A 12259-nucleotide genomic window follows, 5' to 3' on the forward strand; every position below is an offset into this window, starting at 1 on the left:
TGGGCCATTGCTTTTTCCAGGAAATTACCGTTGATGCCCTCGAACTGCTTCTGATCCACACGTTCCATGGTAAAGCTGCGGATAATGGCAATGCCCTGAATCCGTTCATGCAGATATCCCTGAATGGCTGCCAGTGCCTGTGACCGGTCCTTGGTCAGCACTTTCAAGCGTTTGTATAAGGTGTTTACAGCAATGCCGTAAAGCGGCAGAACCGCTATGGATACGAGCGCCAACACCGGATTGAGGTAGAACATGAATGCAAGTGCGATGACTAGCGTAAACATATCCAGCCACACATTCATCATTCCGACTTCGACAAGGTTTTTGGACTGCTCCACGTCGTTAATGAACCGGGAGATCGCTTCGCCGACTTTCGTATTCTGATAATACCGCAATGACAGGCGCTGCAAATGACTGTACAGCTTATTACGCATGTCGAATAACACTTTGCTGGTGATCAGCTGGGCAAAATATTGACGGTAATATTCTACCGGCCCTCTGACAAGGACAAACAGCACAAATGCGCCGCTGAGTACTATCATCAGCTTCGACACCCGCTCCGGGACAGTCAATGCTGAATTTGTCAATAAATCATCAACCACATATTTCAGAATCATCGGCAAGGTCAGCGGAATACTGAATTTGATCATGCCGATAATCAGCGTCAGCACTAACCATTTCATATAAGGCCGGACAAAAGTATAATAAGATTTCCATTGCTTCACAAAAGGTTACGCCCTTTCTTTTCCCAAGCACGCTTGGGTACTGTTGACATTTCCGCTCTACAGTGTTTTTATATTTTTAAGTCCATAAGTACGATTGCAGTACCCGAACTTCAGGAGGATAATGATGTCTAGACAATTTGTGACGGAAGCCGTCATGATGGCGATCTACGGCCAGCTTCTCGTACCGCAAAGCCCTGTGGAATATATTGTGCCCTATACGACCGTAATGGAATTATACGAACTGCGGGACAGCGAAGAACCGCTTATGAACCGGGCAGACGATGATTTGCACGTCAAACTCAAGATCCGTGAATTGATCGCTTATTTTGAGGAGCCGCTCAATTCCAAGAAGATTAACCGTTGCCTATCCGTTCCCTGGGCGAAGAGCTCGGGCATTCTGCTAGGCGGGCAAGCACAGATTACCATCATCAACAGCATCGACAATGCGGCTTACGGAGAACTGTTCGACCCGATTGAGACCGAACTGCTGCTAACTTCACAGCGGGAGAAGGTACCGATTCTGACGGACCAATTCGAGCTGATCCAGCGCATCATCGAAGGGGGAATCCCGGTACAGGTGTATGACATTGACGATTTTGATTTTGCAATGGAGGAAGAAACCTTTCACCGTTCACAATGATGCTGCCCCCGAATGGGCAAGGCAATCTTACCGGCCCTTATTCCTGCACAAAAAGCCCCTGCCTCTTGGCAAGGGCTTTTTGTGTCAAACTAGGAATCCGGCCTCATAATTGTGAAACATTACCGGCCACGGGCAAAGGAATATACTTATACTCAATATCATCTTCAGCCTCTACATAGATGATCGATAAGCTATAACCTTCCATGTACCAGAGATCCTGCTCTTCCATATAGAAAACAATGCCTTCCTGCTCGGCCTGTGTGGCAGGACGTGCAGGCGCTTCAGTAGCGATTCCCAGCGAAAAACCGGGATGCAGCCCTCCGCCTGAGCTGTAACGCGGAAATAAACGGATATAATCGCCTGTCTGCAGCGTAAGCTCCTTCTTGAACCAGGCAGCGGCTTCCGGACTAATTACCATATCCATTCCTCTTGATGCACCTCCGTTTCTTCTTATCATACTTAAAAGATGACCATATTCCAAATCATCGCTCTATTTTATCATACTGCTTATTCAGAATTTGTTCAAAATTATGTTTGACATCCGTTAGATACTGGTGATAAACTCGGAACATAACGAAGCGTCTTCAAGTTATTACCAAAAAACAATGAAAGGGTGAGCGCGGTGTTGACCATTGTACCAGTTGATTTTAATAACTTTGTCGGCAACTACACACAACAGCATACCGAAGCAGCCCAAGTAGTGGAAACCCACTGAATCATGCGCACGGCCGTACTTGATTTCAGTCAGGCTAATCTCTTCCATGTCTTATGTGCTGCATTATAGCACCGTGGACATGATAATCGCTGTATCTTACAGGCATATCATCCGTTTAGCGGAGGATATGCCTTTTTGTATGCTGTTAAAGAGCTGTCCACTATTGACCAGATTATGAAAGCACGCAACGAAACCGACAAAACACCTTAACACGAAAGGAAGGGATTCCCCTTGTTCTCCGTACTCCGCGATCTCGGCTGGTTTTTCCGCCGGGAAAAAAGGCGCTATTCTGTTGGCCTTATTTTATTAATTGTAGTTGGTGTATTGGAACTGCTGCCCCCTCGTCTGCTTGGCAATGCCATCGATGAAATCGTACGCGGTTCGATCACCTCAGGTTCCTTGATGAAATACATCGGACTTATCGTTCTAATGATGCTCATTATTTACTGGATCACTTACATCTGGATGCACAAGCTGTTCGGGGGCTCCAACCTGGTAGAACGCCTGCTGCGCTCCCGGTTCATGAACCATCTGATGACGATGACTCCTTCCTTCTTCGAAAAAAATCGCACCGGTGACCTCATGGCCCGGGCAACCAATGACATCCGCGCCGTAGCAACAACCGTCGGCTTCGGGATGCTGACGCTGGTGGACTCAACGGTCTATCTGTCCGTAGTGCTGCTGGCGATGGGATTTCTGGTCAGCTGGAAGCTGACGCTTGCTGCGGTTCTGCCGCTTCCGCTGATCGCGGTCGCGATGATTTTCTACGGCAAGGCTATCCACGACCGCTACAGCCTGGCACAGGATGCCTTCGGTGACATGAACGACCAGGTGCTGGAATCGGTATCCGGGGTGCGCGTAATCCGTGCTTATGTGCAGGAAAGACTTGATGAGAAACGTTTTGCCGACATTACAGATGATGTATACCGCAAAAATATGGCGGTGGCACGGGTCGATGCCTTCTTTGAGCCGACGATCCGCTTCTGCGTAGGACTGAGCTACATAATTGCCCTCACATATGGAATCTATCTTGTCTTCCGTAATCAAATTACACTTGGTGATCTTGTTTCCTTCAATATGTACCTCGGGATGATCGTCTGGCCGATGTTCGCCATCGGTGAGCTGATCAATATTATGCAGCGCGGCGGCGCTTCACTTGAGCGGATCGATGAAACTACGAATACCCGTCCGGATGTGGAAGATGTCGCCCAGCCGGTTCCGGTGGCCCAGCCTACCAGTATTGAACTAAAAGATGTAACCTTCCGCTATCCGACTTCAACCGTCGATAATCTCAGCGGCGTGAGCTTCTCCCTGTCCCAGGGGCAGACGCTGGGTGTAGTCGGCCGTACCGGCAGCGGTAAATCTACGCTGCTGAAGCAGCTGCTGCATGAATATCCGGCCGGCAAAGGTGAAATTAAGATCTCTGATGTTCCCATTCAGAACATCGCACTGGACCGCCTGCACAGCTGGATGGGCTATGTCCCGCAGGAGCAGATCCTGTTCTCCAAGTCGGTGCGTGAGAACATCCAGTTCGGCCACCATAACGCCAGTGATGAGCTGATCATGCAAGCGATCACGGCAGCCGCCTTCCAGAATGACCTGGGCACTTTGTCTGACGGTCTGGATACACTGGTCGGCGAACGCGGCGTCTCCCTCTCCGGAGGACAGAAGCAGCGCGTCTCCATCTCCAGAGCGTTCATCGCGAATCCGGATATTCTGATTCTGGACGATGCGCTGTCCGCCGTTGATGCGCGTACCGAAGCCCGGATTATCGGCAATATCCGCGAGGAACGCGCCGGCAAAACTACACTGATCTCCACCCACCGCCTCTCAGCTGTTGAGCATGCCGATCTGATCGTCGTGCTGGATAACGGGCATATTATTGAACGCGGAACACATCAGGAGCTGCTGGCCATGAACGGTTGGTACCGTGAGCAGTTTGACCGCCAGCAGGTGGAGAACAATCTAGACTAATTCATGAATAACATATAGGGAGGTGTCACCGTTGACACAGAGTACAGGCAAACGTCTGCTGCAGTACGCACTGACTGCCAAAAAAACCTTCATCGCAGCACTTCTGCTGCTGACCATCGGCGTAGCTGCTGAGCTGGCGGGTCCTTTTATCGCCAAGAACATGATCGACAACCATCTGCTCGGGATTGAGAAGCCATACTTTCAGACCTCCTCTTCCGAAGATGCGGCTGAATATAAGAATAACTTCTATAAACGCGGCGACCGATTTACCGGGGATGAAGCCAAAGGCCAGGAGATCCGCCTGCTGCAGGTAGGCAAGAGCTTCTATTTCATCAACGAGGCAGTCAGCCAGCCCGAAGGGGACCGTTCCTTCAAGGATGGGGAGCTGCAGATCAAGTATGGGGATCACATCTCCGTCTATCCGGCCGTAAAGCTGTCCGCAGACGAATTATTTGCTTTTTATAAACCTGAATTTCCGGGGATTTATGAGCTGGTTGGGCTGTATGCCATCTTCCTGGTCATTTCGATTCTGGCCGAATTCGGCAAAACCTACTGGCTGCAATCGTCAGCCAATCAGGTCATCCGCAAGCTGCGGACCGACGTTTACGCTCATATCCAGCGGCTTCCGGTATACTTTTTTGACAATCTGCCTGCGGGCAAGGTCGTCTCCCGGGTCACCAATGACACGGAAGCAGTGAAAGACCTGTTTATTGCGGTGTTATCCAATTTCAGCACAGGCATTATAAATATCATTGGTGTGTATGTTGCCCTGTTCCTGCTCAATGTGCGGCTTGGCCTGATCAGCTTGTTCATTGTGCCGATTATTGTACTGTGGATCGTGCTGTACCGTAAGGTAGCGACTAAATACAATACGATCATCCGTTCAAGGCTGAGTGAAATCAATGCCATTATTAACGAGTCGATCCAAGGGATGTCGATCATCCGGATTTTCCGCCGCCAGAAGCAGAGCCGGGAAGAATTCGAGCATCTCAACGATGATTATATGAAATATCAGAACAAAATGCTTAATCTGAATGCTCTCACCTCCCACAATCTCGTGAATTCACTGCGCAATCTCTCCTTTGTGCTGGTGCTGTGGTATTTCGGATTCGGTAGTCTGAACGGCTCTACCTTCGTGTCACTTGGCGTCCTCTATGCCTTCGTCGATGTACTCGGCCGGATGTTCCAGCCGATTACCGGTATGGTTAACCAGCTCGCGAACCTGGATAGCTCCATGGTCTCCGCAGGCCGCGTATTTACACTGATGGATGAGCCGGGTGAGCCGGTTACAGACGGTTCGATGCCGCGTTACAAGGGCAATGTGGTCTTCAATAACGTCTCCTTTGCTTACAAAAAAGATTTCGTCCTGCGTGATATATCCTTTGAAGCACGTCCGGGTGAAACAGTAGCTTTGGTCGGCCACACCGGTTCAGGAAAAAGCTCGATCATCAATTTGCTGTTCCGCTTCTATGATCCGCAGCGCGGAACAATCACGATTGACGGCCAGGAGGTTACTTCCATTCCCAAGCAGTGGCTGCGCAGCCACATGGGGATCGTGCTTCAGGACCCGTATCTTTTCACCGGCACCATCGCTTCCAACGTCAGTCTCGGGGATGAACGCATCAGCCGGGAGCGGGTAGAACGGGCGCTGCGTGAAGTCGGTGCGGATAAACTGCTGTCCCATCTGCCGCTCGGCTTCGATGAACCTGTAGTAGAGAAAGGCAGTACACTATCCGCCGGCCAGCGCCAGCTTATCTCCTTTGCCCGGGCACTTTCATTCGATCCGGCAATTCTTATTCTGGATGAGGCTACTTCCAATATCGATACCGAGACGGAGAGCATTATTCAGGAAGCGCTGGAGGTGCTTAAGAAAGGCCGCACCACTTTCATCATCGCCCACCGGCTGTCGACCATCCGCAGCGCAGACCAGATTCTGGTGCTGCACCACGGAGAGATCGTCGAGCGCGGCAGCCATGATGAACTGATGGCACTGGGAGGCCGTTACTTCCGGATGTATCAGCTCCAGCTCGGAGCAGGCGCTGCGGGCACAGCGGAGACTCCAGTTGCGTTTGCAGAGCCTACCGCAGCTGCAGTCCTGCAGGCTTCGCTTAAGCAAGGGTAAGCTACACTGCCCATAGTATGGAATCCAAATGAGACAGTCCTCAGTGATTGAGGACTGTCTTTTTTACTGTCTTTTTTGAGAGAAGCGAACCTAATCTCACGCCCCGCCGGTTGTTGCAGAAGAATACATTGAAGATGGAACATTTGTTCTATATAATGGTAAACAATACATAAATGAACGGAGGAATCTAATGTGATTACCTATAGACTGAGCAAGCAGCAGGCCCGGATGTTTTTGCTGCATCACCAGCGTCTGGTACCTGGAGGTCTTCGCGGCGGTAAGCGGAGTATTGTGGAGTATGTCCGTCATGTCGGCTGTATTCAATATGATCCGCTCAGCATTGCCGGACATAACCATGAGCTTGTGCTACAGGCACGTGTCCCGGGTTTTGTCCCCGGGCTGGCGAATGAACTGCTGTATACAGACAGAGTACTGTACGACGGCTGGGATAAGAATATGTCGATCTACTGCACAGAGGACTGGCCCTATTTTCGCCGGTTAAGAGATCAGGCTTTAGCGCGGCAACATGGAAATGAAGTTCTGCTGAAGACGATAATGCAAGTACGGGAAGCGCTGATGGAGCGCGGGCCGCTGTCTTCTCTGGATCTGGAAGGGAAAGAGAAAATGAACTGGGCCTGGGCTCCGGCCAGAATTACGCGCGCTGCACTGGAAACGATGTATTTCCGGGGCGAAGTTTCCGTACACCACCGTGTACATACCCGCCGTTATTACGACTTCACAGCTAATCTGCTGCCGGAACGAATTCTAAACGCCGATGAGCCTAATCCCACACAAGAGCAATATAATGACTGGTATGTGCTGAGGCGTATAGGCAGTATCGGGCTTCTGTGGAACAAATCCGGTGACGGCTGGCTCGGCATTTCCGGGCTGAAGAGCAAAGAGCGGACTGCGGCTGTACAGCGCCTGCTGCTGAATGACAGTATACGTGAGGTACATGTAGACGGTCTTAAGCTTCCGCTGTATATGCGGAGTCTAGATGCACCGGAGCTTGAAGCCGTGCTGCAGCGGGAAGCAGCAGGAGCCGATAACCCGGCCGGAGCCAAGAGCGGAGACGGATTCGCGGCTGCGCTTGCTCCGCTCGACAATCTGCTGTGGGACAGAGAGCTGATCCGGCAGCTGTTCGGGTTCCATTACCGCTGGGAGGTATACAAGCCTGCAGCAGAACGGGAATTCGGCTATTATGTGCTGCCCCTGCTCTGCGGCGACCGTTTTGCAGCCAGATTTGAGCCGGTAATGAACCGGAAAAACGGTGTTCTGTCGATCAACAGCTGGTGGTGGGAGCCGGGCGAAACCCTCACCGCCGACATGGTCCCGGTGATCGCTGATGCTATCTCATCGTTGGCCCGCTGTAACCGGGCGGTCAGCGTAGCCTTTAGACCTGAGGTCATCCAGGGGTGCGGTCTTCAGGAATTGTCGGACGCGGTAAATGACCTGTGCAATGCACAAGCATAGATTATTGTACCTCATCTATAAACAAACAGACTCTCTATACACAGATAATCTGTGTATAGAGAGTCTCTAATGGACGTTATGTATATCCATATTCCTAGATGGCTATTCTAGTTATACTTCCGCTGCCTGTACAGTAGAATCCGCCTAATGTTTCCTTCATTCAATAAACCGCTCCTCTTCCAGCCCCAGCTTCGTATACATCTCCGTGCAATACCCCTGCAATTTAATTTCCAGTCTGCTGGCCTTGTTCTTAAATCTTTTCAGCTCGCGGATCATATGCGCCCTTCCCCCCGGCGTAAAGGTCTCCTGGATACGCTCCTTGAAATAGTCATGAACGATGTGGTTGCGCTGCTTCCATACGGCCTGCAGCTGGTTCGTCTCTTCTTCCGAGAATGGAAAATGATGCTGGATTTCTTTGATGAGCTGGCCGAGTGAATTGCTGAGTTTGCGCTGATACAAATCAGAGAGATCCGCTTCTGTAGGCGTTTTCCCCTGAGACAGCTTCGTGAGCAGCAGCAGGTTGGTCAGCTGCTGTTCCAGAGCCTGACAATAATAGACTGCCAGTCCGAAATAAGCAAATAGCTCTTTGGATTGTTCACTCTCCGGTAGTTGTGTATCCTTCATCTTTCCTCCCCTTCTTTATCTGTATATTTTATTTTCTCATAAATTCTTGCCGTAATCCATGCGGCCTGAGCGGTACAAATAAAACCCGCACAACAGCATGATGTACACCAGAACATGGGCAAAGGAGCCCAGCAGACTCATAAAAGACAGCTCCTCCGCATTCATCAGCGCATTCATCATCGGTGCTGCCGGAGGTAAGAGCACAGGCACCACAGGACCCGGAATGAGCTCTTCGAGCTTCTTGCCGCCCACTGACACAATCAGAATAATCAGAAGGATTCCGATAGCATAGCTGCTCTTCGGCACCCAGGAAGTCTGTAAATAGAGGGCAATGGATATACCGAGCATGCCAAGCAGCATATGCCCGGCAAAAGCCAGCGTCATGCGGTAAAGCCCGGCAGGTTCAACGAAGCTCCCGGTCACAACCGGATAAATAACCGTCAGCAGTGCCAGCACAAGTGTAAGCAAAGCAAGCGTCAGTATCCCTCCCAGACTATATTTCACGGTACTCCGTAAATGAACAATGGTTACCTGCCGCTGCACCGCCTGTTCATGGTTAAGAAAGCTGAGTCCCATCCAGGCACATCCTATAAACAGAATGACGGCGGTAGCCGCGTAGCTGCTCATTACCGGATTAGGCTTATAGGTATAGAGGAAGAGCACAGAGATTACAATGGAAGCTACTGGTGCAAAATACCGCTGCGATGACGTATAACTCTTCAGCATATAGGTGATAAGCGGTCTCATCATGCGGTGGCCTCCCCGCTCTGTTTTGGATCCATCCACTGTTCGAGTCCGCTCTTGCCGCTGCGTTGTTCCAGCGATAGAACCGATCCGCCCAAATCCAGGATATGGCGCAAAAATTCATCCGTCCACGCAATTTCTACTTCCCATTCCATACACTCTTCTCCAGTGTAGCGATGATGTACATATTGGGAGGAAATATAACCGGTTAGTTCCGTCATTACTGTATGTGCCTGTTGCGAAAGCGCCGTGCTTAATATGTATGATGAAGGCTTGTCCCGAAGCTTCCCAGCATCTGTTATCATCAGTGTCCTGCCCGCCTGAAGCACATGTACTCCGGCATCCAGAGCTTCTACACATAATGGTTCATGGACGGAGAAGACAAGGGCGGTACCGCTGTGCTTCAATTCCTTCAGGAGTTCAATAAGCGTATGCTGTGCCGGGAGATCAAGTCCGGATAATGGCTCGTCCAGCAGCAGCAGCTCCGGTTCACCAAGCAGGCTCTGAATAAGATTCACCTTTTGCAGCATACCCTTGGAGTATCCTGTCATAGTCTGTTTACGAAACGGCGTAAGCTGAAAAGCCTCAAGCAGCTGAACAATCTTATTCCGAAGCAGCTCCGCTGACATCCCGCTAATCCGGCCCATGCTATATAAATACTCTTCCGCTGACATCTTGAGCCCGGGAAACGCCTCAGGCGCATAACTGATTCTTAGCTTTGGTTTCGCCGGGAGAAGACTCCCGGAAGAAAGTTTGAGGAGCCCGGCTAGGATCGCAAGCAGCGTGCTTTTGCCTGAGCCGTTGCGCCCGATTAGAGCTGTGGCTGTTCCGGTAACTATGGTCATGGATATATCATTTAGAACCGGGTGACCATTATACAGCTTGGTTGCCCCGGATAAGTGTAACAAGTGCTGCTGTTGAAGTGTCATTCCACTGACTCCCCCTCAGAGATAAGCTTACCCTGCAAATTTCATTACGATAGAAGCCGCATCACTTACTTCTTAAATTATTCGCCGGATTACCCCTGCTTTCCTCTTGGAGCTGAGAGTTTGACTGACGAATCCATACAAAAAAGCCAGAATCCCTTCAGTCACTTTACCGAAGGCGGCTCTGGCTTTGTGTGGCCTTTGTCAGTTCACTGTATTAAGCGTATACCTCTACGGCACCGCTAATCAAACGGCAAGCCATTGCAGCACTGCGGCAGGCATCAATGCACTCCTGACAGTGTGTTTGCTTATGTCTGCTGCTCTCATCGGCACAGCGTTCGCAGATTTCCGCGCACAGGCGCAGGATTTCAACCACGAAGGGACTTTGACGGGTCATTGCCTGGATGGCAAAAGAACAAATATCCGCACATTCCCGGTCAAGACGGATGCTTTCGCGTAGAGTTGCAAGATCATATTCTTTCAGGCTTGAGACATAGCTATAGTTACAGGCATTCATAGATTTGATACATGCGTCAATGCATTCCTGATATTGAATTCGGGTCATAGCCTTATACCTCCTGCAATCATTATAGGTTATGCCTATGTATTAACCTGCAAGGTAAAGAACGAACCAAGCGACTCAGGAAAGACCGGATGTGCTGACCGTAATAAGAATTGTTGCCGGGTCTGCATGAGTCTTACGGATGTAGTCCTTATCCGGGACACAGAAAGCCTGTATTACAGGCTTCTCCGGACGGTGCCCGGACGGATCAGTGTGCGCTTCTCCAGCTGCAGTAGCTGAGTGCGCAGTTCACCGGACGAGAAGTGCTCCCCGATAAATACCGCGACATCAGGCACCTCACCCTGAGGGGTGATTTTCATAAAATCGGCTTCTCTATAAGCATATTGGAACAAAAAACGGACTCGAGGTGTCGCTAAACGTAACAATTCCTTTGGCTCTATATACATCACGCGGCAGCTCTTTAACGAACTGCTCGAATTCCTCACTGTTTACGGCACGCTTAAAATAATGGGTATAGGCCATAACATGATCATGGGTAGGGTGGGCATGAACCGTGTGATCCGCAGTCCCTTGGACAGACTCTCCGCCCGCCATAATCCCTTCTTCCGCTTCCTCACCGTCCCGGCCTTCCAGATGTACCCCGCCAAGGCTTCCCAGCAGGATTTCCGGTTCCAGACCGCAGCGCACTGCCGGCAGGATCTCTGCATAAGCATTCCATTTACGCAGTACATCCGATATCTCTACAGCCTCCTCAGCTGTGACCCGGTCCGTCTTGTTCAAAATAAGCACGGATGCACAGCGGATCTGCTCCTGCATCAACCGGTAGGTTGAACCCTGCTGTGAGCGGTACAGCTCAAGCAGATGCGCAGCATCGACGACAGTAATCAGACCTTTCAGCTCCACCAGCTGATAGAGCGAGGTTTCGGTAACCGCATCGACGATTTCCAGCGGATTCGCGGCACCGGTGGCTTCAATGACCACAACATCCGGTGATTCTTTCTTCACCAGGGTTGTCAGCTCTGTACTGAGGTCGCCACGGCTGGTGCAGCAGATGCAGCCGCCGAGCATCTCTGCCATCGGAACCGATTGCTCTACCAGAAGCCCGTCCAGATTAACTTCCCCTAATTCATTCATTACCACTGCCGGGCGGAGACCCTGGGCTTTCCAGTGGTCCAGCAGCCGCTGCAGTAAGGTTGTTTTGCCGCTGCCCAGAAATCCTGACAATATATAAACCGGCAATGCCTGTTCCATGTTTCATCGCTCCCCAAAAATACCGTTATGGTAGCGAGTTTACTACAAATATGTATACACAAGCAAGGAGCAGCTGCAGAGGACCCGCCCCCGGCTTGTCTTTGCTCTCTTCTTCACCTATTATGAGGGTAAAATGACTTATAAGGAGTGGTCCCATGTCATCCGTTGATGAACACCGCCGCGAAGCACCACAAACGGTATCCTGTTATATTATTACGGTCTCGGACACAAGAACGATGGAAACAGATATCGGAGGAGCGTTAATCGCCTCCATGCTGGAAGAAGCTGGATATCAGGTTGTGGGCCGCAAGATCGTTAAAGATGACTATGAAGAGATCCGCGAGCTGGTCTACAAAAGCTCCGTCCATTCCGGAATCGAAGCGGTGCTGCTGACCGGCGGTACGGGAAAATCTCCCCGCGACACCACCTATGAGGCCGTTGCCTCCCTGCTGGACAAATCGCTTCCGGGCTTCGGGGAAATATTCCGCCTGCTCAGCTTTACAGAAGACATCGGCTCTGCCGCCATTCTAAGCCGGGCCATT

Annotated in this window: 11 protein-coding genes and 1 pseudogene; 5 read left to right on the forward strand and 7 right to left on the reverse strand. The window is 50.7% G+C overall.

The genetic code is table 11. The features are described from left to right. The coding region (locus AQR02_RS34210) for an ABC transporter transmembrane domain-containing protein (protein WP_425339975.1) at positions 1–725 on the reverse strand (725 nt) is incomplete at its 3' end. 124 nt (positions 726–849) lie between these two features. On the opposite strand from AQR02_RS34210, the gene AQR02_RS13395 reads away from it, so the two are divergent. After that, a complete protein-coding gene (locus AQR02_RS13395) occupies positions 850–1365 on the forward strand; it encodes a hypothetical protein (protein ID WP_054940926.1) in 516 nt (171 codons plus the stop codon). A 103-nt stretch (positions 1366–1468) separates the two neighbouring features. Here AQR02_RS13395 and AQR02_RS13400 read toward each other — a convergent pair whose 3' ends face one another. After that, positions 1469–1789 carry a HesB/YadR/YfhF family protein gene (locus AQR02_RS13400; protein ID WP_054940927.1) on the reverse strand — a complete coding sequence of 107 codons (321 nt, stop codon included), beginning with the start codon at positions 1787–1789 and terminating at the stop codon, positions 1469–1471. Between the two features lie 522 nt (positions 1790–2311). Here AQR02_RS13400 and AQR02_RS13405 point away from each other — a divergent pair. The 3 genes from AQR02_RS13405 (at position 2312) to AQR02_RS13415 (ending at position 7649) form a co-directional block, all read left to right on the forward strand. After that, a complete protein-coding gene (locus AQR02_RS13405; RefSeq protein WP_054940928.1) occupies positions 2312–4054 on the forward strand; it encodes an ABC transporter ATP-binding protein in 1743 nt (580 codons plus the stop codon). 31 nt (positions 4055–4085) lie between these two features. Next, positions 4086–6176, forward strand: coding sequence for an ABC transporter ATP-binding protein (locus AQR02_RS13410; RefSeq protein ID WP_108722004.1), 2091 nt, complete (start codon positions 4086–4088; stop codon positions 6174–6176). Between the two features lie 192 nt (positions 6177–6368). Next, the gene (locus tag AQR02_RS13415; RefSeq protein ID WP_054940930.1) at positions 6369–7649 is read left to right on the forward strand and encodes a winged helix-turn-helix domain-containing protein; all 1281 of its coding nucleotides are present in this window, start codon (positions 6369–6371) and stop codon (positions 7647–7649) included. A 156-nt stretch (positions 7650–7805) separates the two neighbouring features. On the opposite strand, the gene AQR02_RS13420 is transcribed toward AQR02_RS13415, so the two are convergent. The 5 genes and pseudogenes from AQR02_RS13420 to AQR02_RS13440 form a co-directional block, all read right to left on the reverse strand. Next, the gene (locus tag AQR02_RS13420; RefSeq protein ID WP_054940931.1) at positions 7806–8273 is read right to left on the reverse strand and encodes a hypothetical protein; all 468 of its coding nucleotides are present in this window, start codon (positions 8271–8273) and stop codon (positions 7806–7808) included. Positions 8274–8309: 36 nt separating this feature from the next. Further along, entirely contained in the window at positions 8310–9023 is a 714-nt protein-coding gene (locus AQR02_RS13425; protein ID WP_054940932.1) for a hypothetical protein, read from the reverse strand. Beyond that, positions 9020–9946: an ATP-binding cassette domain-containing protein gene (locus AQR02_RS13430; protein ID WP_054940933.1), complete on the reverse strand. Its 927-nt coding sequence runs from the start codon at positions 9944–9946 to the stop codon at positions 9020–9022. The genes AQR02_RS13425 and AQR02_RS13430 overlap by 4 nt, the downstream gene beginning before the upstream one ends. A 214-nt stretch (positions 9947–10160) precedes the next feature. Further along, positions 10161–10508: a four-helix bundle copper-binding protein gene (locus AQR02_RS13435; RefSeq protein WP_054940934.1), complete on the reverse strand. Its 348-nt coding sequence runs from the start codon at positions 10506–10508 to the stop codon at positions 10161–10163. A gap of 173 nt (positions 10509–10681) precedes the next feature. Then, positions 10682–11717: pseudogene (locus AQR02_RS13440) on the reverse strand (CobW family GTP-binding protein). A gap of 155 nt (positions 11718–11872) precedes the next feature. On the opposite strand from AQR02_RS13440, the gene AQR02_RS13445 reads away from it, so the two are divergent. Continuing rightward, positions 11873–12259, forward strand: a 387-nt coding sequence (locus AQR02_RS13445; protein ID WP_245237410.1) for a MogA/MoaB family molybdenum cofactor biosynthesis protein, incomplete at its 3' end; no start/stop codon positions are given.

The sequence above is a fragment of the Paenibacillus ihuae genome (assembly GCF_001368795.1).
Lineage (GTDB): Bacteria > Bacillota > Bacilli > Paenibacillales > Paenibacillaceae > Paenibacillus_AQ > Paenibacillus_AQ ihuae.

Coding starts and splice junctions, on each gene's coding strand:
- AQR02_RS13395 (WP_054940926.1), top strand. CDS start 850: ATGTCTAGACAATTTGTGACGGAAGCCGTCATGATGGCGATCTACGGC.
- AQR02_RS13430 (WP_054940933.1), bottom strand. CDS start 9,946: ATGACACTTCAACAGCAGCACTTGTTACACTTATCCGGGGCAACCAAG.
- AQR02_RS13420 (WP_054940931.1), bottom strand. CDS start 8,273: ATGAAGGATACACAACTACCGGAGAGTGAACAATCCAAAGAGCTATTT.
- AQR02_RS13400 (WP_054940927.1), bottom strand. CDS start 1,789: ATGGATATGGTAATTAGTCCGGAAGCCGCTGCCTGGTTCAAGAAGGAG.
- AQR02_RS13435 (WP_054940934.1), bottom strand. CDS start 10,508: ATGACCCGAATTCAATATCAGGAATGCATTGACGCATGTATCAAATCT.
- AQR02_RS13425 (WP_054940932.1), bottom strand. CDS start 9,023: ATGATGAGACCGCTTATCACCTATATGCTGAAGAGTTATACGTCATCG.